This is a genomic window from Bradyrhizobium genosp. P (genome assembly GCF_049949265.1).
In the GTDB taxonomy this organism is placed as follows: domain Bacteria; phylum Pseudomonadota; class Alphaproteobacteria; order Rhizobiales; family Xanthobacteraceae; genus Bradyrhizobium.
The window spans coordinates 5,543,262-5,568,229 of record NZ_CP188195.1; the positions used below are offsets into that span (position 1 = coordinate 5,543,262).

The window sequence follows — 24,968 nt, forward strand, 5'->3', positions numbered from 1 at the left end:
CCCCTACGCGTAAGGGGTTGTCCGAACATCACTTTGCGGCATGACCGTGGCCCGCCCCAAGAAACCTCGAATTATCATTAATTGCCGGATATCGCTATTGGCGCCGCTGCCAACGCCCCCGTTCGTCGGTCTGCCAATAGGTGACCGCGAAGCCCCGTGCTTTGCAAGCGGTCCAATTCTCCCGGGCCGCGGCGACCGCATCGGGATCGTCGCCGTTGAACACGAGAATCACCCGCTCATAGCTGTCGCAATCGGCCGGCAGCGCCGCATTGTCGATCAGGAACCGGACATTGGCCCGGTTCGGATTGTCCTCCTCGATCGAGAGAATGATCGGCTGGTCCTGCGCGTCGCCGACACGCCAGATCGCGTGCGGCAGGAACGAATCGTCGCTGTAGGTCCACAAATGCGCATCGAGCGTCTCGGCGCGCTCCTGTGAGGTCGATTGCACGACCACGCGCCAACCGCGCTCGAGCGACTTCTCGAGCAGCGGCGGCAGCACGCTTTCCAGCGCCATGTTCTGCAGATGGTAGAACAGAACCTCGGTCATGCCCGGACAGCCGCCTCACTTCTTCGATTCATAATACTCCGAGACGAGGCGTTCGAGCAGACGGACGCCATAACCGGAGCCCCAGCTCTGGTTGATCTCGGTTTTCGGCGCCCCCATCGCGGTGCCCGCGATGTCGAGATGGGCCCATGGCGTGCCGTCGACGAAGCGCTGCAGGAACTGGGCCGCCGTGATCGAGCCGCCGTTGCGGCCGCCGGTGTTCTTCATGTCGGCGAATTGCGAGTCGATCTGCTTGTCATATTCAGGGCCGAGCGGCATCCGCCAGACTCTCTCGCCCGTTTCCAGTCCCACCTTGGCGAGGCGTTCAGCGAGCTCGTCATTGTTGGAGAACAGGCCGGCGTGATCGGTGCCGAGTGCGACCATGATCGCGCCGGTCAGGGTTGCGAGATCGACCATGAATTTCGGCTTGAACTTCTTCGCGACGTACCAGAGCACGTCGGCGAGCACCAGGCGCCCTTCGGCGTCGGTGTTGATGATCTCGATGGTCTGGCCGGACATCGAGGTGACGATGTCGCCGGGACGCTGCGCGTTACCGTCCGGCATGTTCTCGACGAGACCGATGGCGCCGACCGCGTTGACGCGCGCCTTGCGCGCCGCGAGCGCATGCATCAGCCCGACCACGCAGGCCGCGCCGCCCATGTCACCCTTCATATCCTCCATGCCGCCCGCCGACTTGATGGAGATGCCACCGGTGTCGAAGCAGACGCCCTTGCCGACGAACGCGACCGGCGTCTCGTTTTTCTTGCCCCCGTTCCAGCGCATGATGACGGTGCGGCCAGGTCGCACCGATCCTTGCGCGACGCCAAGCAGCGCACCCATGCCGAGCTTGGTCATTGCCTTGACGTCAAGCACCTCGACAGTGACGCCGAGCTTGCGGAGCTGGCTGGCGCGGCGCGCGAACTCCTCGGGATAAAGCACGTTCGGCGGCTCGTTGACGAGTTCACGCGCCAGGTTGACGCCATCGACGATGTGCGCATCGGGCGCAAACGCCTTTTTTGCGGCGCCGGCGTCATCCACCGCGACCGAGACTTCGGCCCGCACCGCGTCGTTCTCGCCGTCCTTCTTCTTGGTCTTGTAGCGGTCGAACTTGTAGGCGCGCAGCCGGACACCGGTCGCGATCGCGGCCGCCTGGTCCGCTGTCATCGCCGCATCGGGCAATTCGGCAATGACGGTCATGGCATGGCTGCCGGCGTTGAGCTTACCGGCCATCACGCCGCCGAACTTGAGAAAATCCTTCTCCTTGAGATCGGACGGCTTGCCGACGCCGATCACGATCAGGCGGTCGGCCTTGAGCCCGTCCGGCGCCAGGATGTCCAGTGCCGCGCCACTTTTGCCCTTGAACTGGTTGGCGGCTGCAGCCCGCTTGATCGTCTCGGAGGCCGTTCCCAGCGCCTTCCGGGTTGCCGTCCCCAGCTTCAATTGCTCGTCGCAAAAGGCGACCAGAATGCCGCGAACGGGCGCGGACAGTGGGACAAAGCCGACCTTGACGGCGTCGGACATGGGCGAATCCTCCAGAATTCAGGGTGTTGTCCGGAACCGTGCAACGGTCCTGCGGCACTCGGGATGCGGGTTGCGAATGGCGGTCCGGAGCGATCCGGACTGGGCTTGGGTGCACTATGGCCTGCCCGCCGCACCGCTGCCAAGCGCCAGCGTGGCGGGAAGGCCACAAGGACGAATAATTAACCATATGTAAAGGACGCCTTGGCTCGGCCATTTTGTTGACGGATCAAAGGGATGCTAGTGTGAGAGTGAAGCCGGACTGATCTGCGGCTCGACCATAGGGGAACCCGCTTGCCGGGGTTGGTCGAATCCGTGCGTTTGGGGGCGCCAAGGGGGTCGTGCGGGTGTGATGGGGTCGATCGACAAGTACATCTTCAAAACGACCCTGTCGTCGTTTGCGCTTGTGCTGGTCAGCCTCACCGGCGTGATCTGGATTACGCAGGCCTTGCGCGGCATCGACCTGATGACGAGCCAGGGTCAGACCATCCTCACCTTCCTCGGCATCACCAGCCTCGTGATCCCGGCACTGGTCCTGATCATCGCCCCGATCGCGCTGATGATCGCAATCTCGCATACGCTGAACAAGCTCGCGACCGATTCCGAGATCATCGTGATGAACGCGGCGGGGTTCTCGCCGTTCCGGCTGTTTCGGCCATTCTTCTTCGCCACCTGTGTGGTGGCGGCGATGGTCGCCTTCATCGGCGCCTATCTTGCACCCGACGGCATGCGGCGAATCAAGCAATGGGACGCCGAGATCACCGCCGACGTGCTGACCAACATCCTGCAACCCGGCCGCTTCGCCCAGCTCGACCAGAATCTCACGATTCGGATCCGCGAGCGTCTGCCGGGCGGCGTGCTCGGCGGCATCTTCGTCGACGATCGCCGCGATCCGCAGGAGCGCGTCTCCATCATCGCCGACCACGGCACCGTGCTGAAGAACGACCAGGGCTCATATCTCGTGCTCGAGGACGGCAATCTGGAGCGATTCGAGGTCGGCAAGCGCGATCCTGCGCTGGTCGCGTTCCAGCGCTACGCCTTCGACATGTCGAAATTCTCGCAAGGCCGCGACGTCACGCTCGGCATTCGCGAGCGCTATATGTGGGAACTGCTGTGGCCTGACGAAAATGATCCGGTCTATCAGCAGCTGTCCGGCCAGTTCCGCGCCGAGCTGCATGACCGCTTCATGGCGCCGATCTATCCGTTCGCGTTCGCCGCGCTCACCTTCGCATTCCTGGGAGCGCCGCGGACCACGCGCCAGAGCCGCAATTTCTCGATCGGCGGCTCGGTGTTCGCCGTGTTCGGTCTGCGCATGGTGGGCTTCGCCTGCTCGGTCATCACGGTGAAGACGCCGGTGGCCGCGCTGGTGCAGTATCTGATGCTGTTCGGCGGCATTGCCATCGGTCTCTGGATGATCGTCGGCGGCGTCGTCGTCGAGCCGCCGGCCGCGCTGATCGAACAGATCAACCGAAATAACGAGCGCATTGCGCGCTTCTTCCGACGGCCGGCAACCGCATGAGCATGGTCACAAATACGCTCGGGCGCTATTTCGCCGGCCGCTTCGTGGTCTCGGCGGTAGGCGTGTTCGCGGGCATCTTCGTGCTGCTGGTGCTGGTCGATTACATCGAGATGGTGCGCAAGACCTCGGGGCTCGTCGACGCCTCGGCCATCACCGTGGCGGAGACCTCGCTGTTCCGTGTGCCGCAGCTGCTCGAGAAGCTGATGCCGTTTTGCGTGCTGATCGGCGCCATGACCTGCTATCTTGGTCTGTCGCGCAAGCTGGAGCTCGTGGTGGCGCGCGCCGCCGGCGTCTCGGCCTGGCAATTCATCTCACCCGCCCTTGTCAGCGCGATCCTGCTCGGCGTCATCGCGACCACCACCTACAATCCGATCTCTGCGAATCTGCGCGAGCTCTCCAAACGGATGGAAGCCGAACTGTTCGGCTCGGCGCCGGGCGGCGGCATCCAGGACGCATCCGGATTCTGGCTGAACCAGATCAATGACGAAGGCCAGGCGATCATCAACGCCGCGCGTAGCGAGCAACAAGGCGTGCGACTGACCGGCCTGACCGTTTTCCGATTCGATCCGGCGCTGCAGTTCAAGGAGCGAATCGAGGCGCGCGAGGCGACGCTCGAAGACGGGCACTGGGTGTTCACGGGAGTACGCAGATACACCCTCGACAAGCCCCCGGTTGACCAAGATTCGTTCTCCCTAACCACCACCCTCACCCCGGCCCAGGTTCGCAACAGTTTTTCCACTCCCGAAACTGTGTCCTTTTGGCAACTACCGAACTACATCCGCTCGTCGGAGAGTTCAGGCTTCGCGACCGCCGGCTATCGTTTGCAGTATCACAAGCTCATCGCGCAGCCATTTTTGCTGGCTGCGATGGTGATGTTGGCGGCTTCTGTGAGCCTCCGCTTCTTCCGGATGGGCGGCGTGCAGAAGATGGTTTTGAGTGGCGTGGGTGCAGGCTTTCTGCTCTACGTTCTGTCGAAAGTGACTGAGGATTTGAGCAAGGCTGAGTTGATGCATCCCATCGCTGCGGCGTGGTTGCCTGTCGTTGTGGGCGGCCTCACCGGATTCTTGGCCTTGCTGTATCAGGAGGACGGGTAGTGGCAGACGTCGCCGCCCGCCAGTTGAGGTCGTCTGTGTTCGGACGGCGCAGTGTGCTGCGCCGTCATCGCAGCCGCGTGGCCGCGCTCTGCGCCACGCTCCTCGTCGCGTTTATCCTCGGCACACTCGGTGTTGCCGCGCCGACGCCCGCTGCCGCGCAGGGCTTCACCTACAATCCGCGCCCGCCAAAGCCGCCTCACCCGCCGGCCAAGAATGACGGGCAGATGCTGGTCCAGGCCACCGAGGTCGATTACGACTACAACAACAGCCGCATCTCGGCCGTCGGCAACGTGCAGATGTTCTACAACGGCACCAGCGTTGAGGCCGACAAGGTTATCTACGACCAGAAGACCAAGCGCCTTCATGCCGAGGGCAACATCCGCATGACCGATGCGGAAGGCAAGATCACCTACGCCAACATCGTGGATCTCAGCGACGACTACCGCGATGGTTTCGTCGATTCGCTGCGCGTCGATACCGAGGACGCGACGCGCATGGCGGCGACCCGCGCCGATCGCTCCAGCGGCAATTACACGGTGTTCGACAACGGCGTTTATACCGCCTGCGCGCCCTGTAAGGACGACCCGAAGAAGCCGCCGCTCTGGCAGGTAAAGGGCGCGCGCATCATCCATGACCAAGCGGAGAAGATGCTCTATTTCGAGAACGCTCGGATCGAATTCTTCGGCGTCCCGTTGGCCTATATTCCCTTCTTCTCGACGCCAGATCCGACCGTGAAACGCAAGAGCGGCTTCCTGATGCCGATCTTCTCCGAATATTCGGCCTACGGCTACGGCGTCGAAATCCCCTATTACTTCGCGCTTGCGCCCGACTTCGACGCGACGTTCAATCCGCGCATCACGTCAAAGCAGGGCGTCCTGCTTCAGGGCGAATTCCGCCAGCGCCTGTCGAACGGCTCCTACCAGGTCCGCCTCTACGGCATCGACCAGGCCGACCCCGGCGCCTACGCCGGCCTGCCTGGCGATCGCCAGTTCCGTGGCGGCGTCGAGACCAAGGGTCAGTTCGCGCTGAACGACAAGTGGACGTGGGGCTGGGATGGCGTCGCGCTGTCCGATTACTACTTCATGTCCGACTATAGGCTAGCCCAGTACAAGGATCCGTTTGGGTCGTTCATGGCGCTGCCGACGGAAGCCATCTCGCAGCTCTATCTGACCGGCGTCGGCAACCGCAGCTTCTTCGACGCGCGTGCGATCTATTACCTCAGCTTCTCCGGCAACCAGGGCCAGGTTCCGGTCATCGCTCCTGTGATCGACTACAACAACGTCATCAACAGCCCGGTCCTGGGTGGCGAGTTCAGCTACAAGACGAACTTCACCAACCTGACCCGCGACACCGCAGTGTTCGATGCGATCACGGCGGCCTCCAATGCCAGCGGTCTGTGCGGGCTCGCATCGGCCGATCCGCTCGGTCGCGTGCCGTCGCAGTGCCTGTTGCGCGGCATGCCGGGTACTTACACCCGCCTGACGGCCGAAGCGCAGTGGCGCAAATCGTACACCGACCCGTTCGGCGAGATCTGGACGCCGTTCGTCAGCGTCCGCGGCGACGCGATCAACGCTGACATCTCGAATCAGCCCGGCGTTTCCAACTTCTTGCCGGTCGGCGACACCCAGACCGTCCGCCTGATGCCGACCGTCGGCTTCGAATATCGCTACCCCTTCATCAACGTCCAGCCGTGGGGCACGACCACGATCGAGCCGATTGCGCAGGTCATCATCCGACCCAACGAGCCCAACGCCGGCAAGCTTCCGAACGAAGACGCGCAAAGCCTGGTGTTCGACACCAGCAACCTGTTCTCGGTCGACAAGTTTTCCGGCTATGACCGTGTGGAAGGCGGCAGCCGCGCCAATGTCGGCGTACAGGCCACCACGCAATTCGATCACGGCGGCAGCATCAAGGCGGTGTTCGGGCAGTCCTACCAGCTGTTCGGGCTGAACTCGTTCGCGGTCACCGACGTCACCAACACCGGCGTCGATTCGGGCTTGCAAAATGCGGCATCGGACTATGTCGCAAGCCTCGCCTATTCGCCCAACAGGACCTATACGTTCAGCGTGCGCGCGCGCATGGACGAGGCGACGTGGAATATCAACCGGTTCGAGGCCCAGGGAACTGCCAACTTCGACCGCTGGTCAGTCAGCGTGATGTATGGCGACTATGCGGCACAGCCGGAACTCGGATATCTGACTCGTCGCGAAGGCATTCTCGCCAGCGGATCGGTCAAGGTGGCGACAAACTGGGTGGTCCAGGGTGCGGCGCGCTGGGACCTTGAAGCGAACAAAATCAACCAGTATGTGATCGGCGCGGGTTACGTCGACGACTGTTTCGTGCTGGCCGCCAACTATGTCACCTCCTATACTTACCAGGCGGGCACCACGCCGCCCGTTCTCAGCCACGCGTTCATGTTCCAGATCGGCCTGCGGACCATCGCGCAAACCTCGGCGACGAGCAGCACGGCCGGCGGCGTCCAGTAGCGTGGAACCGGCCTTGGAGCGCGCGCGTGTCGCAGCTCCAGCTTGAATGGGTTTAAACGGCTGATATGACAATGACGACCGCTAGCCTGCCAACGCGCCGCTATTTGCTCCTGCTGAGTTCCCTGCTGGCCCTGGCCCTCCTGCTCGCAGGCGGCGCACGGCTACACGCTCAGACCATCGCCGTCATGGTCAATGGCGAACCCATCACCAGTTTCGATATCGAGCAGCGCGGCAAGCTGAACACCCTGACCACCGGCAAGCCCCCGGATCGACAAGCCATTCTCAACGACCTCATCGACGAGAAGGTGAAGATCAAGGAAGCCAAGAAGTACAGTGTCGATCCCGGCGTCAGCGACATCGACCAGGCCTATGGCGGGATGGCGCAGCGGATGCGCCTCTCCGGCGATCAGCTCACCAAGGTGCTGGAAGGCAAGGGCATTCGGCCGGATACGTTGAAGCAACGTATCAGGGCCGACATGGTGTGGACCGCGCTGATACGCGGGCGCTTCAAGGAGAGCCTGCAGATCGGCGAAAAGGCCGTTGCCGCCGCGGCGGAGCAGACCGGCGAGAAAACCGAAGCCGACGCTTTCGAATACCGGATGCAGCCGATCGTCCTGATTGTGCCGCGCGGCGCACCGCAGTCCGAGTTTGAAACACGGCGCAAGGAAGCGGACACCCTGCGCGAACGCGTGACCACCTGCGAGGAAGCCAACTCCTACTTCAAGTCGATGCGCAACGCGGCGATCCGCGAAATCGTCGTGAAGACTTCGGCCGACCTTCCGCAGCCGCTGCGCGACGTGCTGGACAAGACCCCGATCGGCCATCTGACCGCTCCCGAGATCACCAAGCAGGGAGTTGAAATGGTCGCGCTCTGCGACCGGAAAGCCACAACGGTGGATACGCCGAAGAAGCGCGAGATCCGCGACAAGATGTACGCGGATAAGTACGAGGCGAAGTCGAAAGCCTACCTGCAGGAAATCCGCAGGGCCGCGATGATCGAATACCCGGGCGCGAAATGACCGACTATCTTTGACGCATGGCAAAACCCCTCGCGCTGACATCCGGCGAGCCCGCGGGCATCGGACCCGACATCACTCTCGCCGCTTGGCTACGGCGCCGCGAACTCGATCTCCCGCCATTCTATCTGCTCGGCGATCGCGCGTTCCTTGCCGAACGTGCGAAGACGCTTGGGATCACCATCGAGCTTGCCGACGTCAGCGCCGAGGAAGCGGCCACGGCATTTGCGCGCGCCCTGCCGGTGGTCGCAACCGGCCAGTCGGCAACGGCGCGGGCGGGGACGCCCGACGAGACGAGTGCCGCCGCCGCGATGGCCTCGATCCGCCAGGCGGTCACCGATGTCATGTCCGGCAAGGCCAGCGCCGTCGTCACCAATCCGATCGCCAAGAGCGTGCTCTATCGCGCCGGCTTCCGGCATCCCGGCCACACCGAATTTCTGGCCGAACTCGCTGCCAATGGCGGGCGGACGCCGCAGCCGGTCATGATGCTGTGGTCGCCGACACTCGCCGTCGTCCCGGTGACGATCCATCTTTCGGTCCGCGAGGCGCTGGCGCAACTATCGACGGACCTGATCGTGTCGACGGCGCGCATCGTGGTCTCGGATATGAAAGCGCGGTTTGGCCTCGCGGGGCCGCGCCTTGCCATATCGGGCCTCAACCCCCATGCCGGCGAAGACGGCACGCTTGGCGTGGAAGACATCGAGGTCATCGCGCCGGCCGTCGAGATCCTGCGCCGTGAAGGGATTGCCGCCAGAGGCCCGCTCCCGGCGGACACCATGTTTCACGACACCGCGCGCAGGACTTATGACTGCGCGATCTGCATGTATCACGACCAGGCGCTGATCCCGATCAAGACCGTCGCGTTCGAGGACGCGGTCAACGTCACGCTGGGACTGCCGTTCATCCGGACCTCGCCCGATCACGGGACGGCATTCGACATCGCCGGAACCGGCAAGGCCAATCCCTCGAGCCTGATCGCCGCGTTGCGGCTCGCCGCGCGCATGGCCGCGGCGCAGCGGTAGATGAGCGCTATCGACGACCTGCCGCCGCTGCGCGACGTCATTCGCGAACATGCACTGTCGGCGCGCAAGTCGCTTGGCCAGAACTTCCTGCTCGACCTCAACCTCACCGCGCGAATCGCGCGCGCCGCCGGCCCGCTTGAGGACTCCACGGTGATCGAAGTCGGGCCCGGCCCCGGCGGATTGACGCGTGCGCTGCTCGCGCTCGGCGCCAAACGTGTCATCGCAATCGAGCGCGACGAGCGCGCGATTGCCGCGCTCGATTATGTCGTCAAGCGCTATCCGGGCCGCATCGAGATCGTGCACGGCGACGCGCAGCGCTTTGATCCACGTCCCTATCTTGATGGCGGGAAAGCGAAGATCGTTGCCAACCTGCCCTACAACATCGCGACCCAGCTGCTCATCGACTGGCTGTCGATCGAGCCGTGGCCGCCCTGGTACGACACGATGGTGTTGATGTTCCAGCGCGAGGTCGCCGAGCGCATCGTCGCCCATGAGGACGAGGAGGCCTATGGCCGGCTTGCGGTGCTCGCCAACTGGCGCGCCGAGACCAAGATCCTGTTCGACATCTCGCCGGCGGCGTTCGTGCCCCAGCCGAAGGTCACGTCCTCGGTGGTACGATTGATACCGCGCGCGGCGCCCGAACCGTGTAACCGTCGCATGCTCGAGCAGGTGGCGGCCGCGGCTTTCGGGCAGCGCCGCAAGATGCTGCGCCAGAGCCTGAAATCGCTGTCCGCCGATCCCGAGCGGCTCGCGGCCGCCGCCCATGTTGACGCCACGCGGCGCGCCGAAACCGTTCCGGTCGCGGGCTTTGTTGCCATGGCCCGGGAATTGGCCGATATACGGTCCATAAAATAGACCATCAGGAGAAAACGTAATGGCGCGCATGGTTCGCCAATCCCTCGTCAAGTTCGATGCGCCGCTGTGCGAAACCATCGTCGACACGCCGAAGCCGCGGGGGCGCGAGGTGCTGGTGCGAATCGAGCGCTGCGGCCTGTGCCATTCCGATCTCCACATCCAGGACGGCTATGCCGATCTCGGCGGCGGAAAGAAGCTCGACACCACGCGCGGCATGATCCTGCCCTTCACGCTCGGCCACGAGATCGCCGGCGTCGTCGAAGAGGTCGGCCCCGATGCGCCGAAGGACCTGATCGGTACCAGGAAGGCCGTATTCCCCTGGATCGGCTGCGGCCAGTGCCGCGACTGCCTCAACGGCGATGAGAATCTGTGCGTCAAGCAGCGCTTCCTCGGTGTCTCCATCGACGGCGGCTTTGCAACCCATGTGCTGGTGCCCGACGCAAAATACCTGCTCGACTACGATCCGCTGCCGGTCAACCAGGCCGCGACGTTGATGTGCTCGGGCGTCACGGCCTACGGCGCATTGAAGCGGCTGGTCGATCGTCCGCGCCAGCGCAATCTGCTGCTGATCGGCCTCGGCGGCGTCGGGATGATGGGCCTGTCGTTCGCGCAGGCGATGTTCAAGCAGAACATCGCGGTGGCTGATCTCAGCCCCGCCGCGCGCGAGACCGCGCTCAAGAACGGCGCCGCGGTCGCCTACGATCCGGCGGAGCCGGACGTGGTCAAGCGCATGCTGAAAGAGAGCGAAGGCGGCTTCGACGGCGTGGTCGACTTCGCCGGCAACGAAAAGTCGATGGCGTTCGCGGTGTCGACGGTGGCGCGCGGCGGCAAGATCGTGGTCTCCGGCCTGATGGGCGGCAATTTCAGCTTGCCGATGGTGCAATGGGTCTACAAGCGCATGACCATCGAAGGATTCATGGTGGGAACGCTGGCCGAAGCCCAGGAGTTGATGGCGCTCGCGCGCGCCGGCAAGATCAAGCCGACGCCGATGAAGGAAGAGCCGCTGGCCGACGTCCAGAAATGGATCGATGAGTTGCGGGCCGGAAAAGTCGTGGGACGCATCGTCTTGAAGAACTGACGAAGACGTCCCGCCGGCCTCACCCGACAAACTGGGGAGGCGTGCATGAGGAAGCGTTCGACGATCACGGCAGGGGCTGCGCTCGCGCTTGCCCTCGCCGCCACACCGGCGCCTGCGCAAACGCATTACGGGCCTGGCGTCACCGACAAGGAAATCAAGATCGGGACCACGACGCCCTACAGTGGTCCCGCATCGGCCTATGCGGCGGGCGCTATCTCGATCACCGCCTATTTCGCGATGATCAATGATCAGGGCGGCATCAACGGCCGGAAGATCAACTTCATCAGCCTCGACGACGCCTACAGCCCGCCCAAGACGGTCGAGCAGATCCGCCGCCTGATCGAGAGCGACGAGGTGCTGTTCCTCGTCAACCCGGTCGGCACCGCGACCAACATGGCGGTGGTCAAATACATCAACCAGAAGCAGGTGCCGCATCTCTTCGTCGGATCGGGCGCGACCATCTTCAACGATCCCGAGCATTATCCGTGGACGATGAGTTGGACGCCGCACTACGCGTCCGAAGGCGAGATCTACGCCAAATACATACTGTCGACGCTGTCAGACGCGAAGATCGGCATCCTCGCGCAGAACGACGATCTCGGCCGCGACTACGTGATGGGCTTCAAGCGCGGGCTCGGCGACAAGGCGTCGACGATGATCGTGTCGCAGCAAGCCTACAACACCAGCGACCCCACCGTGGATTCGCAGATCGTGTCGCTGAAGGCCTCGGGCGCCAATGTGCTGTTGATCGCCTCGGTGCCCAAATTCGCCGCACAGGCCATCCGCAAGGCTTATGACATCGACTGGCATCCGCAGGAATTCCTCTCCAGCGTCGGCTCCTCGATCGCGGGCGCGATCCGTCCGGCAGGGTTCGAGGCGGCCAAGGGCCTGATCTCGGCGGCGTACCAGAAGGATCCAGCCGATCCGCAGTGGAAGGACGATCCGGCCATGAAGGCCTGGAACGTCTGGATGGACACCTACAATCCGCACGTGGACAAGAGCGATTACTACGCACCCTACGGCTACAACATCGGCTACGCCGTGGCGCAGATCCTCAAGCAGTGCGGCAACGACCTGACGCGCGAGAACATCATGAAGCAGGCCTCCCATCTCGACATGGAGCTGCCGCTGCTGCTGCCGGGAATCCGGCTGCGAACCTCTCCGACCGACCTTCGGCCGATCAAGCAGATGCGGCTGGTCCGCTTCAACGGCGAGCGCTACGTGCTGTTCAGCGACGTGATCGAGAGCAATTAGTTCGATCCTGGGAAACAATCCGCGACACCTACTCTGCCGCGGCTCGGGAACCTTTGGCCGCCGGCGCGCCGCAATTGCCGCGGCCGGCGAGCCCCAATTAAGCCCAACCCGCTCCGGATTTGCGGCGCATTGCGACCCAACTCTTTACCGAGATTGGGGTCGCCAGCGTTTGTGTAAAGAAATTACCGGGGACGCGTATGTCAAATCGTTCAGTAAAATTTGCCGCGGCGCTCGTCGCTAGTCTCTTGGCCGGCGCCAATTTCACCGCCGTTGCCCAGACCGCCGCCAAGACAGCGGATACCAAGACAGCGGATACCAAGACAGCAGACAATTGCCTGTCCGGCCCGAAGGGAACCGCGCCGGCGGGAAGCCACTGGTACTACCACCTCGACCGCGCGACCAAGAAGCAGTGCTGGTATGTCGGTGAGGCCAAGAACAAGGCGGCGAGGACCGCAACGGCGCAGCAACCGACTGCACCCGTGCCCGACGCTTCGGCAGCGGACGCCGCGCAGCCGCAGCCCCCAATGCGCAAGTCCCTCGCCGACGCACACGCCGAGGTTGCCTCGCCGCCGGCAACTGACGCGGTGGCAGCCACCGATGTCAGCAACACAAGCAGCCCGGCCCCCGATGCCAGCGCAGCCGCCATGCCTGCCGAGACGACCGCGTCACCCTCGCCGGTGGCAGCCCGCTGGTTCGATGCGTCAAGCATGGGCGGATCGAACGGCCAGCGGCTCGCGGCCAACGCTCCGCCGCCTGCCGTCGCGCAGGCCGATGCGACGCCACAAGTGACCACGGCCGCACCGGTTGCGCCCGCCGCGGCGGAAGCCCCCGCAGAGAAAACGTCATCGTCGACCCAGATGCTGCTGATCGTCATGGTCAGCGCACTGGCGCTGGCGGGCGTGGTCAGTGCTCTCGTGTTCCGGCTGACGCGTACGCGTTCACCGCCCTACCAGATCGACGGCGAGTGGCGCGCGCCGTGGGATTCCATCAACAGCGAGCGCGCGCTGCCGATCTCTCCGCGCCGGGAGCGACCGATTCGGCTGTCCGACGCGCCACCGCGCCGTGCCGAACCGCAGATTCCGCGTCGCACGCCGGTACGTGATCCGGTGCAGAGCGAGGACAGCGATCGGCAGGTCAAGGAGATGCTGCAGCGGCTTGCCCGCAGTGCGACGAACTGAGGCGGCTACGGCTCGAGCTGGCGCTGCAGGCCGCGCACAAATTCGGTAAGGCCGGTACGTCGCTCCCGCTTCAGCCGCTCGGCCTTCAGGATCGACTGCACCTCGGCGAAGGCGTCGTCGACGTTCTGGTTGACGACGATGTAGTCATATTCGGCCCAGTGGCTCAGCTCGTGGGTGGCGCGGTTCATCCGCCCACGAATGACCTCCTCGGAGTCCTGCGCGCGGGTGTGCAGCCGCTTTTCGAGATCGGCGGCGGATGGCGGCAGGATGAAGACGCTGACCACGTCGGCGCGGGCCTTCTCGCGCAATTGCTGGGTGCCCTGCCAGTCGATATCGAACAGCACATCCTGGCCGGCTGACAGCGCGGTCTCGACCGGCAGCCGCGGCGTGCCGTAGCGATTGTCGAACACGGTCGCCCATTCGAGCAGTTCGCCCTGCGTGGCCATCGCCTCGAACTTCCCCTGGTCGACGAAGAAATAGTCGCGGCCGTTGACCTCGCCTGGCCGCTTCGGCCGCGTGGTCGCAGACACCGACATCTTCAGCCCCGGCATGCGATCGATCAGCATGCGCGACAGCGTCGTCTTGCCGGCGCCCGAGGGCGACGACAGGACGAACATCAGTCCGCGCCGATCAACGCCGTCAAAACCCTGCGCCGTCATCGCTCACTCCAGATTCTGGACCTGCTCGCGGAATTGCTCGACTACGTTCTTCATCTCGAGGCCGGTATTGGTCAGCTCGATATCGTTCGATTTCGAGCAGCACGTGTTGACCTCGCGATTGAACTCCTGCGCCAGGAAATCAAGCCGCCGACCGACCGGACCGCCCTTGCCGATCATGTCGCGCGCCTGCGCGACATGCGAGGCGATGCGGTCGAGTTCCTCGCGGATATCGGCCTTGGTGGCGATCAGGATCGCTTCCTGGCTGAGCCGGTCGGCATCGAAGCGATCCGAGGTTTCCAGCAGCGCTGCGATCTGTTCGGCAAGCCGGGCCTTGATCGCTTCGGGCTTGCGGCCGGGGGCCGCCTCGGCGCGCTTGGCGAGCCGTTCGATCTCGTCCATCCGCTGCATCAGGATCTGGCCAAGGGCCGCGCCCTCGCGGTTGCGCATCACGACGAGCTCGGCGAGCGCGACCTCGAAGGCCGTCGCGGCCGCGGCGCGCGCCGCCTTGTCGTCTTCCTCGCTGCTTTCGGGTTCGACCACCTCGATGACGCCCTTGATGCCGAGCAGGCCATCGATGCTGGGCGCCACCGCGTCGATCCGTTGCGCAAGCAGGCCGGCAACGTCCACCACCGCGGCCAGCACGTCCTCGTTGATACGGATCGTCTGCGCCGCACCGGTGCGCTTGACGCTGAGATTGGCATAGACCGTGCCGCGCGACAGCACCTCGCCGGCACGCTTCTTGGCCAAGGCCTCCAGCTCATCCCACCCCGGCGGCATCCGCAGCCGCAGGTCAAAGCCCTTGGCGTTGACCGATTTCAGCTCCCACTCGAACGTATAGGGGCCGCTCGCGCCATGGCTTCGCGCAAAGCCGGTCATGCTCGATAGCGCCATCGCGTTAACTCTCCAACAGAAGGATATGAGACTCGCCTCAAGCCTCCGGGACTCGCTTGGGCCCCTGGGACCTTAAAACGGAATCCGTGAAAGTGGAATTACGTCCCACTTATGCGAAAGCGGAGGTCAGCGCTGCACCACCGGCGGCGACGGGCTCTGCTGGGCGGCGCCCTGGCGACCGCCACGCGGAGGTTTCTTCTGATTCGTCGGCTTTGGCGGCGTGGCCGCCGTGGGACTGGTATCGGCCGCTGCGGGCGCCGCCGCGGCTGGCGGCGGATCATCCGCGGGCTCGACGGTATCGTTCTGGATCTGCTTTTCCATGGTGCGCAGCTTGGCGACGTTCTTGGCGTGCTGGTCGTAGGTTTCGGTAAAGGCGTGACCGCCGGTACCGTCAGCAACAAAGAACAGGTCGCGCGTGCGCGCGGGGTTGGCGGTCGCCTCCAGCGAGGCGCGGCCGGGATTGGCGATCGGGCCGGGTGGCAGCCCGTCGATCACATAGGTGTTGTACGGCGACGGCTGGGTGATCTCACTACGCTTGATCGGGCGGCCCAGCGTGCCCTTGCCGCCGACCAGTCCATAGATGATGGTCGGATCGGATTGCAGCTTCATCTTCTGCCGCATGCGGTTGACGAAGACAGCGGCGACGCGGCTGCGCTCGTCGGCCCGGCCGGTCTCCTTCTCGACGATCGAAGCCAGCGTCACGAGTTGGTCCGGCGACTTCAACGGCGTGTCTGAGTTGCGGCGGTCCCAGATTTCGGCGAGCACGCGCTTCTGCGCTTGCTGCATGCGCTGGATCACCTGATCTCGCGTGGTGCCGCGCGGGAACTTGTAGGTCTCCGGCAACAGCGTTCCCTCGCGCGGGATTTCGCGGACCGAGCCCGTAAAGATGTCGTTGTCGGAAAGCCGCGATACGATCTGCTCGGAGGTTAGACCTTCCGGAATGGTGACGGCGTGCTGCACCACCTTGCCCTCGACGATGGTGGCGATGACGTCGCGCAGGCTCGCATTCTTCTGGAACGAATACTCGCCGGGCTTGAGGTCGGAGCTTGCCTTCAGCGCAAACACGCTACCGATGAATATCCAGGGATTGACGTTGATCACGCCCTCGCGCGAGAGCACGTCGGCGATGTCGCGCTTGCCGGCACGGGCCGGGATGTTGACGACCTTGTCTTCCTGCAGCGGCCCGGGCGCTTCCAGGGTTTGCTTGCCGTAGTAATACGCCGCTCCGGCGCCGATCATCAGAATGATCAGGAGGGTGAAGATGGCGTTGCCCACGATCACGAACGGATTGCGGGCACGATCGGAACGCTTCGGCGGCGGTGGAACCTGCTCGGGCTCCAACGCAGCACGCGGACTCCTTGGCGAAATGGGCGGCCTCTCACTCATCGATGCAAACCAAATCCTGCCGGTTCAATCGTGGCCGGACAAACCCTGCCCCGCCAATAGCATACGCCCGCTCTTAGGAGTCACCGCTGAATACGGCAAAACGGTGGACTAGCTCGAAACAACGACTAATTCGCGATACGCTGCATGATCACGGAGGCGTTGGTGCCTCCGAAACCGAACGAATTGGACAACACCGCGTTGACCTCGCGCTTGCGCGAGGTGTGAGGCACCAGATCAATCGCCGTTTGGACCGACGGATGGTCGAGATTGATGGTCGGCGGCACGACATTATCGCGAATCGCAAGAATCGCGAAGATCGCCTCGATCGCACCGGCAGCGCCGAGCAGATGTCCGGTCGCCGATTTGGTCGACGACATCGAGACCTTCGAGGCTGCATTGCCGAGCAGGCGTTCGACCGCGCCGAGTTCGATCTCGTCGCCGACCTGCGTCGAGGTGCCGTGGGCGTTGATATAGTCGATGTCCGACGGCGAGAGGCCGGCCCGCTTCAGCGCCATGCGCATGCTGCGGAAGCCGCCCTCGCCATCGGGTGACGGCGAGGTGATGTGATAGGCGTCGCCCGAAAGACCATAGCCGGTCACCTCGGCGTAGATCTTCGCGCCGCGGTTCTTCGCGTGCTCATACTCTTCGAGCACCACGATGCCGGCGCCCTCACCCATCACAAAGCCATCGCGGTCCTTGTCGTAGGGGCGCGATGCCTTTTGCGGCGTCTCGTTGAAGCCGGTGGAGAGCGCGCGCGCCGCGCAGAAGCCGGCAATGCCGATCCGGCTGATCGGCGATTCGGCGCCGCCCGCCACCATCACGTCGGCATCGCCGAGCGCGATCAGCCGCGCGCCGTCGCCGATCGCATGCGCGCCGGTCGAGCACGCGGTGACAATCGAATGATTCGGCCCCTTGAGGCCATGCGCGATCGAGACATAGCCCGATGCCAGGTTGATCAGGCGGCCGGGAATGAAGAATGGCGAGACCTTGCGCGGCCCGCGCTCCTTGAGAATAATCGCGGTCTCGGCGATGCCCGAAAGGCCGCCGATGCCGGAGCCGATCATCGTGCCGCTCGCGCATTTGTCGTCTTCGGTCCCGGGATGCCAGTTGGCATCGTCGAGCGCCTGCTTGGCCGCGCACATCGCGAAGATGATGAAGTCGTCGACCTTGCGCTGGTCCTTCGGCTCCATCCACTGATCGGGATTGAAGGTACCGTCCGAGCCATCGCCGCGCGGCACGGGACAGGCGATCTTGCTCGGCAGGTCGGACACCTCGAAGGTATCGATCTTCGTCGCGCCGCTTTGTCCCGCAAGAATACGCGCCCAAGTTGCGTCAACGCCACAGCCGAGCGGTGTAACCATGCCCAGCCCCGTGACGACAACTCGCCTCATCTCAGTATCTCCGGCCCGGAACGGGCGGCCAATAGTAAGAAACCGGGGGACCGTTCGACAACGGTCCGTCCGGCTCCGTCAACTTCGCAAAAGGCGTCAGCTCTTAGCGTTCTTCTCAAGAAACTTCGTCGCATCGCCGACGGTCAGAATCGTTTCCGCGGCATCATCGGGGATCTCGCAGCCGAATTCTTCCTCGAAGGCCATCACGAGCTCGACGGTGTCGAGACTGTCGGCGCCAAGGTCATCGATGAAACTTGCGCCATCGACCACCTTTTCGGGTTCGACACCGAGATGTTCGACCACAATCTTCTTAACCCGCTCGCCAATCTCACTCATCGTTCAACCTCGTTGTTCCATTGGACCCGACCCCAAGACGATACGAGCCATCGTGGTCGTCTCGATTTCTCAATCGCGCATAGTCTTGATTCGACCCGGTCGTAGCCGACTAAGCCCCGGCGAACGGCAGGCGTAGCCACGCCAATATACAGGGTTTCAAAATCCTGCAATGGCGTTCTTTGCCCATCCGTGGAGGGTTCAGCTATCATACTTCCCAAGCCTTGACTACACGCCTGAACCGGCTCCCGAAAACGGCGTTTCGCCGCATTGCGAGAGCCAGCAATAAGCTCAAATCATAGCCATTCCACCATTGACGTGAATCGTCTGTCCGGTGACGTAGCCGCCTTCGTTGGAGGCCAGATAGACCGCCGCGGCAGCGATATCCTCAGGCATTCCGAGCCGCGCTGCAGGAACCTTCGCCAGGATGGTCTCGCGCTGCTTGTCGTTGAGCGCGTCCGTCATCGGCGTCTTGATGAAGCCCGGCGCGATGCAATTGGCGGTCACGCCGCGCTTGGCATATTCGGCGCCCAGCGTCTTGATCAGACCGATGATGCCGGCCTTCGAGGCGGTGTAATTGCCCTGCCCCGGATTGCCGGTGACGCCAACGATCGAGGTGATCGCGATGATCCGGCCGAATCGCTTGCGCATCATCAGTTTCGTCGCGGCGCGTGTGAGGCGGAAGGTCGCGGTCAGGTTGACCGCGATGACGTCATCCCAATCCTCGTCGCGCAGCTGCACGAACAGATTGTCGCGGGTGATGCCGGCGTTGGCGATGAGGATGTCGACCTGTCCCATCGCCTTTTCCGCCGCGGGCACCAGGGCCTCGACGTCGTCCTTGCTGGAGAGATTGCAGGGCAGCACGTGAACGCGCTCGCCAAGCTTCGCGGCAAAGCCATCCAGCACCTCGCGCCGCGTGCCTGAAATCGCGACGGTTGCGCCCTGCGCGTGCAGCGCCTGGGCGATCGCGCCGCCGATGCCGCCGGTTGCACCCGTGACGAGCGCCGTCTTGCCAGTCAAATCGAACATCAAAGTCTCCTCTCGGCGGCTTACGCCGAAGCTGCCAACGCGTCCTTGGCCGCGGCAATATCGTTGGGACCGCTGACGGACACACCGACCGCGCCGTCCGTGATGCGCTTGACCAGCCCGCTCAGCACCTTGCCGGCGCCAATCTCGAAGAACCGCGTCACACCCTGACCTGCCATATAGGCGACCGACTCGCGCCAGCGCACGGTGCCCGTGACCTGTTCGATCAGGCGGCGGCGGATCTCGTCGGGATCCGATATCGCGGAGGCCAGCACGTTGGAGACGAGCGGCACCGCGGGCGCCTTGATGGTGACGCCGGCCAACGCCTCCGCCATCGCGTCCGCCGCCGGCTGCATCAGCTTGCAGTGGAAAGGTGCCGATACCGGCAACAGCATTGCGCGCTTGGCGCCCTTGGTTTTGGCGATCTCCACGGCGCGATCGACGGCGGCCTTGTCGCCGGACACCACGACCTGCCCGCCGCCATTGTCGTTGGCGGCCTGGCAGACCTGCCCCTGGGCAGCCTCGCTGGCGACCGCTACAGCTGCCTCGTAATCGAGTCCGAGCAGCGCGGCCATCGCACCGGCGCCGACCGGCACCGCCTTCTGCATGGTAAGGCCACGGGTGCGCAGCAGCCGCGCGGTGTCGCTGATCGTCAGGCTGCCGGCCGCGGCCAGCGCCGAATACTCGCCAAGCGAGTGCCCGGCGACGAAGGCCGCATCACGCCCAACCGAGAAGCCGGCTTCGCTCTCCAGCACACGCAAGGTCGCGATCGAAACCGCCATCAGGGCCGGCTGCGCGTTCTCGGTAAGCTGCAGCGTCTCGCCCGGTCCGTCCCAGATGATGGCCGTCAGCTTCTCGCCCAGCGCGGAATCGACCTCGTCGAACACCTCCTTGGCGACCGGAAAAGCCTCGGCCAGGGCCTTGCCCATCCCGACCGCCTGCGAGCCCTGCCCGGGAAACGTAAATGCTGCCGTCATCGGCGCTCCCTACCTTGTTGAGCGTGATCTTCGCGCAAACGCCTTGCGCCTGTCGCCGGGGAAAACGGTGCCCGCGTGGCGCGAAAAGCGCATCGGCGGGTCCGGACCAAGCCCTGGACCGGGCCGTAAGACACCGATGAAGGCCGCCATGTCAAGCCGCGCCGGCGGAACTCTGGGGTTGCCGGGCTGTCTTCCGGCTAGAACCCGCCGGCATTCTGGTCGGCATTGACCTCGCCGCCAGCTTGCGCCCGGCGCGCGCTGTTGACCACTTGCCCAGGGCGATCCTCGCGGTTGGGCCTGGCGGTCGCGAGCCGCAGCACGGCGGCGTAGCCCGGCTGCACTTCCATCCGGTCGGCGTGGCGACTCCTGCTCAGGATGCGGTGGACGCGCGGCAGGTTGTAACAGGGCACATAGAACAGCAAATGATGCTCGAGATGATAGTTCACGTAATAGGGCGCGATGAACAGGCGCTCGAGGACATTGGCGTGCGTGGTGCGGGTATTGCGCAAGGGGTCGGAGCTGTCGGGTACGACCGCATGTTCGGCGATGTTGCGAATGCGGGTGATCACCATCATCCAGGTCAGTAGCGGCACCAGCCACAGCAAAGGATAGGCCCACCACACGCCGGCAGCGGCGAGGCCGGCGAACAGCGCTGCATTGGTCAGACATTGCGGCCCGAGCTTCTCCCGGAAATGCGCGGCGCGCCGCGACATCGGCCATTGCTTCGGCCCGATTGCATTGAGCAGTTGCGCCTTGCGCTGCTGATAGCCGGTCCGTCCCGTGATATCGCGCAAGAATTTGCGACGATAGCTCATCCGCGTGATCGGAAACGGCGCCGACAGCACGAGATCGGGATCATCCTCCTGCTGCGTCCGCGCGTGATGCTGCAGGTGATAGCGGCGATAGCCGCGGGTCTCGGCGAAAACTGGATAAGCGCAGAACCATTGGCTCAGCGTCAGATTGGTCTTTTCATTGGCCGATAAGCAGCCATGTGCACCGTCATGCATCAGGATCGCAAGGCCGAGTTGGCGCGAGCCGATGATCGCGACGGCGAGCAAATAGGTCAGCGGGTTCGGCCACCAGGCGACCAGCGCGATCGCGCCCAGGATCAGCACCCATGCATGCGCGATCAGGGCTGCGCCCTTCCAGGTCGTGCGCTGCCGGACCGCAATCAGTTCATCCTCGGTCAGGAAATCGCGGGCACGCATGCGAAGCGCGGTCATGATGCAGTCTCCTCGTCTGGTGACGTTGCAGCGCCACGCTCGCCGACCAGGCGCAGGCGCGTCCCGTCATTTGCAGATGTTGCCGCGGCCTGTTCGCCGAGTACCCGCAGCATCTCGGTTGTGAGTTCGTCCGGCGATCGGCCCATGGCGTAACCCTCGACGATCACGCCGATCGCGACCGCCCAGAACCTGCGCGAGGTTGCGTCGGGGTCGCGCAGCGAGCGCCAGCCGTGGCGCTCGATCTGGCCGGCATAGGCCCGCAGTCCCTCGCCATGCAGCCGCTCGATGGTGCGTTCGACCAGCGGCGCCAGATCCTGCCGACGCCGGGTCAACGTCAGCGCCTCCGCGAAGAAGGCGACCGAATCGGTCGCGGTCACAGTCTCCACCAGCGCGCGGGTATAATCGCGCGGGGTGCTGGCCTGTAGCGCGGCCTGCTCGGCCGCGCGCGCCACATAAAGCATGTCGCGGCAGGCGGCTTCGACGAACAGCGCCTCCTTGGTCCGGAAGTAATAGGTGATCTGGCTCGGAAAGGCGTCCGCCGCGGCGGCGATATCCGAGATCGACGTGCCGGAGAGCCCGCGTTCCCTGAACAGCCGGCTGGCGTCATCGAGCAGCGTCGAGCGCATCTTGCGCCCCGCCGACCGCGTCGCTCGCGCCGTGTGCTTCGGGTCAGGCATCTGGCTGCCGGTCTCCGGACTCATGGTCGTCCTCCATCTTTATTTGTATGATATACAAACAATGAAATCAACCTGGAATTGGCAAGCTGAGCGGCCTACGAGGGTTCGGAGGAGCCTGCCCGCACAAATTGAACTTACGAGGCAGGCCGAGAATGCTTGCCATTCCGCCCAAAATCCGTATAAACCGCGCCATCCGTGGGGTCCCGGCCGGGAGCTGAACGGACGGTCTCAGCAAATCACCCGTTGATTTTGATGTGGCAGGGCCAGTCGGCCCGTCGTCCCGTGCTTCCGCCTTCTGAGCAACATCGAGTCCTTTCCGAAGGTCTCGAAGGGCTTGTCGCTGGGCTCCGCGCCAACACAGGAAAGGACACCCATGGCTCTCTACGAGCATGTTTTCCTCGCGCGTCAGGACGCGAGCACCCAGCAGGTGGAAGAACTGACAGCCCAGATGACGGGAATCGTCGAACAGGGGGGCGGCAAGGTCACCAAGACCGAGAATTGGGGCGTGCGCTCCCTCACCTACCGCATGAACAAGAACCGCAAGGCGCATTTCGTGCTGATGAACATCGACGCACCGTCGGCTGTCGTCACCGAGATCGAGCGCCAGGAGCGGATCAGCGAAGACGTCATCCGCTATCTCACCGTGCGCGTCGAAGAGCATGAGGAAGGCCCGTCGGCGATGATGCGCAAGGCGGATCGCGACCGCGAGCGGGATGACCGCGGCGGTGGCTTCCGCGGCGACCGCGAAGGCGGTTTCCGTGGCGATCGTGATCGCGATGGCGGCGGCTTCCGCGGCGATCGTGGCCCGCGCCGTCCGCGCGAAGAAGAAGCAGCGACCGAGGAGTAATGAATCATGGCTGAAGCTGGTGCCCGTCGCCCATTTTTCCGTCGCCGCAAGTCCTGTCCGTTCACGGGCGCGAATGCGCCCAAGATCGACTACAAGGACTCCAAGCTCCTGATGCGCTACGTGTCCGAGCGCGGCAAGATCGTGCCGAGCCGCATCACGGCCGTCTCGGCCAAGAAGCAGCGTGAACTCGCCCGCGCCATCAAGCGCTCGCGTTTCCTTGGCCTCTTGCCCTACGTTATCAGGTAATCGCTGGCACGCGCCGCCGGCCGCTCATCTACATAAGGCTTCCGGGTCGTCCGGTCGCCGATGGTTGGGGTTCTCGAAGGGGGACCTCTAACCGCTCGAAAGGAGCGGGACAGCTGATGATCGCAATATTCCTCATGGCCATTGCGGCCGGCGCTGCGTCGGCGCTGATGTTCGCCTCGATCGTTTCGGGCGCGATGATCTCGCTGCTGTTGTTCTATCTTGCGCCGCTGCCGCTGATGGTGACGGCGCTCGGCTGGGGACCGCTTGCCGCCACGATCGGCGGCATCGCGGCGGCCGCGAGCCTCGGCGCGATCTTCGGGCTCCCCTATTGCGTTGCCTTTGCCGTGATGGTCGCCCTGCCCAGCTGGTGGCTCGGCCATCTCGCGCTGCTCGGCCGCCCGATCGCCAGCGAGGCCGCCGAACCGGCTCCGCCCCAGTTCGAATGGTATCCAGTCGGCCGCATCCTGCTTTGGGTCGCGGCATTTGCTGTCCTTACCACGACCGGCGCGCTTCTCGCGCTCGGCTCAGATGCCGAGACGATCACCGCCACGTTGCGGCACGGCCTGCTCAAGGTCTTCACCACCGACGACGAGCAGACCAGCGCGGATATCGAGCGGGTCGTCGGCTGGATCGTAGTCGTCGCGCCGATCGCCGCGACGATGGTCGCGATGGTGACACTGACGCTGAATCTGTGGCTCGCAGGCAAGGTGACGCAGACCTCGGGGCGGCTGCACCGGCCGTGGCCGGAACTCCGAAGCACCGGGCTGCCGCCGATGACCCTGGTTGCGCTGCTGGTGGCGCTCGGCCTCTGTTTCGTTGGCGGCACGATCGCCATGCTGGCCCAGATCATCGCGACCGCGCTGACGATCGCCTACGCATTCGTCGGCTTTGCCGTGCTGCACACGCTGACGCTGTCGCTCACCAGCCGCAGCTTCTGGCTGGCCGGCATGTACACCGTCACCATCGTGTTCGGCTGGCCAATCGCCGCGATGGTCGCGCTGGGCATCGCCGACGCCCTGTTCGGACTGCGGCAGCGCTATTGGCGCAGCAGACCGCCGCCGCTGCCCGCATCCTGAAATTCGATCCAACCACCCAATCCAGTACTTAACATTTAAAGGAGAACGAAAATGGAAGTCATTCTACTGGAACGCGTTGCCAAGCTTGGCCAGATGGGCGAAGTCGTCCGCGTCAAGGACGGGTTTGCCCGCAACTTCTTGCTCAAGCGCGGCAAGGCGCTGCGCGCCACCGAAGCGAACCGCGCCAGGTACGACGGCATGAAGTCCGAGCTTGAGGCCAACAACATCAAGGCCAAGGGCGAAGCCAGCAAGGTCGCCGAGAAGATCAACGGCCGCGACGTCATCATCATCCGCCAGGCCTCCGAAACCGGCCAGCTGTTCGGCTCGGTCTCGGTGCGCGACATCGTCGACGCGCTGGCCGCAGACGGTGTCACGGTTTCGCGTCCGCAGGTCTGGCTGGATTCGCCGATCAAGGTGATCGGCCAGCAGAAGGTGACGGTCGCCGTTCATCCGGAGGTCGAGACCAGCATCACCGTGACGGTCGCCCGCTCCGCCGACGAAGCCGATCGCATCAAGCGTGGCGAGGACATCTCGACCCGCCAGGAAGACCAGGACGCCGCCGCCGAAGCACTCGCCGCCGCCGGCGAATTCTTCGATCCGGAAGCCCAGCAGGACGACGACGCCGAGCCGGCTCCGGAGGCGGAAGAGAAGTAAGCGCATCACTATCCTTCG

The 24,968-nt window shown here is 64.2% G+C and carries 24 protein-coding genes; 13 read left to right on the top strand and 11 right to left on the bottom strand.

The annotated features are described in order from the left end of the window. Positions 1–94 precede the first annotated feature (94 nt). The gene (locus ACP2YO_RS26895) at positions 95–547 is read right to left on the bottom strand and encodes a DNA polymerase III subunit chi (RefSeq protein ID WP_426434187.1); all 453 of its coding nucleotides are present in this window, start codon (positions 545–547) and stop codon (positions 95–97) included. Positions 548–562: 15 nt separating this feature from the next. Continuing rightward, entirely contained in the window at positions 563–2,065 is a 1,503-nt protein-coding gene (locus ACP2YO_RS26900) for a leucyl aminopeptidase (RefSeq protein WP_426434188.1), read from the bottom strand. A gap of 349 nt (positions 2,066–2,414) precedes the next feature. On the opposite strand from ACP2YO_RS26900, the gene lptF reads away from it, so the two are divergent. From lptF to ACP2YO_RS26945, 9 genes are all read left to right on the top strand, one after another. Then, on the top strand, positions 2,415–3,581 hold the full coding sequence (gene lptF, locus ACP2YO_RS26905; RefSeq protein WP_426434189.1) for an LPS export ABC transporter permease LptF: 1,167 nt from the start codon (positions 2,415–2,417) through the stop codon (positions 3,579–3,581). After that, positions 3,578–4,675 (top strand): LPS export ABC transporter permease LptG, encoded by a 1,098-nt coding sequence (gene lptG, locus ACP2YO_RS26910; protein ID WP_426434190.1) that lies wholly within the window; start codon positions 3,578–3,580, stop codon positions 4,673–4,675. The genes lptF and lptG overlap by 4 nt, the downstream gene beginning before the upstream one ends. Before the next feature lie 113 nt (positions 4,676–4,788). After that, positions 4,789–7,161 carry an LPS-assembly protein LptD gene (locus ACP2YO_RS26915; RefSeq protein WP_426443320.1) on the top strand — a complete coding sequence of 791 codons (2,373 nt, stop codon included), beginning with the start codon at positions 4,789–4,791 and terminating at the stop codon, positions 7,159–7,161. Between the two features lie 71 nt (positions 7,162–7,232). Next, positions 7,233–8,180: a peptidylprolyl isomerase gene (locus ACP2YO_RS26920; protein WP_426434191.1), complete on the top strand. Its 948-nt coding sequence runs from the start codon at positions 7,233–7,235 to the stop codon at positions 8,178–8,180. A gap of 17 nt (positions 8,181–8,197) precedes the next feature. Then, positions 8,198–9,199, top strand: a complete 1,002-nt coding sequence (gene pdxA / locus ACP2YO_RS26925; protein WP_426434192.1) for a 4-hydroxythreonine-4-phosphate dehydrogenase PdxA — start codon at positions 8,198–8,200, stop codon at positions 9,197–9,199. Beyond that, positions 9,200–10,054, top strand: coding sequence for a 16S rRNA (adenine(1518)-N(6)/adenine(1519)-N(6))-dimethyltransferase RsmA (gene rsmA / locus ACP2YO_RS26930; protein ID WP_426434193.1), 855 nt, complete (start codon positions 9,200–9,202; stop codon positions 10,052–10,054). Between the two features lie 19 nt (positions 10,055–10,073). Next, positions 10,074–11,132: an alcohol dehydrogenase gene (locus tag ACP2YO_RS26935; protein ID WP_426434194.1), complete on the top strand. Its 1,059-nt coding sequence runs from the start codon at positions 10,074–10,076 to the stop codon at positions 11,130–11,132. Positions 11,133–11,177: 45 nt separating this feature from the next. Continuing rightward, positions 11,178–12,386: an ABC transporter substrate-binding protein gene (locus tag ACP2YO_RS26940; RefSeq protein WP_426434195.1), complete on the top strand. Its 1,209-nt coding sequence runs from the start codon at positions 11,178–11,180 to the stop codon at positions 12,384–12,386. 197 nt (positions 12,387–12,583) lie between these two features. Next, on the top strand, positions 12,584–13,564 hold the full coding sequence (locus tag ACP2YO_RS26945) for a hypothetical protein (protein ID WP_426434196.1): 981 nt from the start codon (positions 12,584–12,586) through the stop codon (positions 13,562–13,564). 5 nt (positions 13,565–13,569) lie between these two features. On the opposite strand, the gene gmk is transcribed toward ACP2YO_RS26945, so the two are convergent. The 9 genes from gmk to ACP2YO_RS26990 all read right to left on the bottom strand — a co-directional run bounded on the left by gmk (position 13,570) and on the right by ACP2YO_RS26990 (position 22,151). Next, on the bottom strand, positions 13,570–14,223 hold the full coding sequence (gmk, locus tag ACP2YO_RS26950) for a guanylate kinase (protein ID WP_426434197.1): 654 nt from the start codon (positions 14,221–14,223) through the stop codon (positions 13,570–13,572). 3 nt (positions 14,224–14,226) lie between these two features. Next, positions 14,227–15,114: a YicC/YloC family endoribonuclease gene (locus ACP2YO_RS26955; RefSeq protein ID WP_426434198.1), complete on the bottom strand. Its 888-nt coding sequence runs from the start codon at positions 15,112–15,114 to the stop codon at positions 14,227–14,229. Positions 15,115–15,240: 126 nt separating this feature from the next. After that, the gene (gene mltG, locus ACP2YO_RS26960) at positions 15,241–16,500 is read right to left on the bottom strand and encodes an endolytic transglycosylase MltG (RefSeq protein ID WP_426434199.1); all 1,260 of its coding nucleotides are present in this window, start codon (positions 16,498–16,500) and stop codon (positions 15,241–15,243) included. Positions 16,501–16,625: 125 nt separating this feature from the next. Then, positions 16,626–17,891 carry a beta-ketoacyl-ACP synthase II gene (gene fabF / locus ACP2YO_RS26965; protein WP_426434200.1) on the bottom strand — a complete coding sequence of 422 codons (1,266 nt, stop codon included), beginning with the start codon at positions 17,889–17,891 and terminating at the stop codon, positions 16,626–16,628. Between the two features lie 96 nt (positions 17,892–17,987). Beyond that, the gene (locus tag ACP2YO_RS26970) at positions 17,988–18,227 is read right to left on the bottom strand and encodes an acyl carrier protein (protein WP_011441358.1); all 240 of its coding nucleotides are present in this window, start codon (positions 18,225–18,227) and stop codon (positions 17,988–17,990) included. 288 nt (positions 18,228–18,515) lie between these two features. Further along, positions 18,516–19,253 carry a 3-oxoacyl-[acyl-carrier-protein] reductase gene (fabG, locus tag ACP2YO_RS26975; protein WP_426434201.1) on the bottom strand — a complete coding sequence of 246 codons (738 nt, stop codon included), beginning with the start codon at positions 19,251–19,253 and terminating at the stop codon, positions 18,516–18,518. Positions 19,254–19,273: 20 nt separating this feature from the next. Continuing rightward, complete coding sequence (fabD, locus tag ACP2YO_RS26980; RefSeq protein WP_426434202.1) at positions 19,274–20,227, bottom strand: ACP S-malonyltransferase; 954 nt, start codon at positions 20,225–20,227, stop codon at positions 19,274–19,276. A gap of 197 nt (positions 20,228–20,424) precedes the next feature. After that, a complete protein-coding gene (locus ACP2YO_RS26985; protein ID WP_426434203.1) occupies positions 20,425–21,450 on the bottom strand; it encodes a fatty acid desaturase family protein in 1,026 nt (341 codons plus the stop codon). After that, positions 21,447–22,151 carry a TetR/AcrR family transcriptional regulator C-terminal domain-containing protein gene (locus ACP2YO_RS26990; protein ID WP_426434204.1) on the bottom strand — a complete coding sequence of 235 codons (705 nt, stop codon included), beginning with the start codon at positions 22,149–22,151 and terminating at the stop codon, positions 21,447–21,449. The genes ACP2YO_RS26985 and ACP2YO_RS26990 overlap by 4 nt, the downstream gene beginning before the upstream one ends. Before the next feature lie 349 nt (positions 22,152–22,500). Here ACP2YO_RS26990 and rpsF point away from each other — a divergent pair, with 349 nt between their 5' ends. The 4 genes from rpsF to rplI all read left to right on the top strand — a co-directional run bounded on the left by rpsF (position 22,501) and on the right by rplI (position 24,950). Continuing rightward, on the top strand, positions 22,501–22,974 hold the full coding sequence (rpsF, locus tag ACP2YO_RS26995; RefSeq protein WP_426434205.1) for a 30S ribosomal protein S6: 474 nt from the start codon (positions 22,501–22,503) through the stop codon (positions 22,972–22,974). A gap of 6 nt (positions 22,975–22,980) precedes the next feature. Next, positions 22,981–23,220 carry a 30S ribosomal protein S18 gene (gene rpsR, locus ACP2YO_RS27000; RefSeq protein ID WP_044536455.1) on the top strand — a complete coding sequence of 80 codons (240 nt, stop codon included), beginning with the start codon at positions 22,981–22,983 and terminating at the stop codon, positions 23,218–23,220. Between the two features lie 116 nt (positions 23,221–23,336). After that, positions 23,337–24,296, top strand: coding sequence for a DUF2232 domain-containing protein (locus ACP2YO_RS27005; RefSeq protein ID WP_426434206.1), 960 nt, complete (start codon positions 23,337–23,339; stop codon positions 24,294–24,296). A gap of 51 nt (positions 24,297–24,347) precedes the next feature. Beyond that, positions 24,348–24,950, top strand: a complete 603-nt coding sequence (gene rplI, locus ACP2YO_RS27010) for a 50S ribosomal protein L9 (RefSeq protein WP_426434207.1) — start codon at positions 24,348–24,350, stop codon at positions 24,948–24,950. Positions 24,951–24,968 lie beyond the last annotated feature (18 nt).